This is a genomic window from Mycobacterium arosiense ATCC BAA-1401 = DSM 45069, assembly GCF_002086125.1.
Taxonomy (GTDB): Bacteria; Actinomycetota; Actinomycetes; order Mycobacteriales; family Mycobacteriaceae; genus Mycobacterium; species Mycobacterium arosiense.
The window spans coordinates 1-249 of sequence record NZ_MVHG01000345.1 but is presented as its reverse complement, the minus strand read 5'-3'; the positions used below and the strand labels follow the sequence as shown (position 1 = coordinate 249).

The window sequence follows — 249 nt, the reverse complement described above, 5'->3', positions numbered from 1 at the left end:
AAGAACGGTTTCGAGGCCGACCTGGCGCTACGCGACCAGGAAAACGCGCAGAAGCTGGTCAAGGGCCAGATCGACCTCTGGGCCAGCGGCGATCCCGCCGGGCGCTACCTGGCCAAGCAGGAAGGCGTGTCCGGCCTGCAGACGGTGCTGCGTTTCAACGAGGCCAAGCTCTACCTGGCGTTGAACAAGGACACTCCGGACGAGGTGGTGGAGCGCCTGCAAAAGGCCCTGGAGCAGATGCGCCAGGAA

Annotated in this window: 1 protein-coding gene; it reads left to right on the top strand. The window is 64.7% G+C overall.

What is annotated here, in order from left to right; all coding sequences use genetic code 11:
- The coding region (locus tag BST14_RS32140) for a transporter substrate-binding domain-containing protein (RefSeq protein WP_142279726.1) at nt 1-249 on the top strand (249 nt) is incomplete at both ends.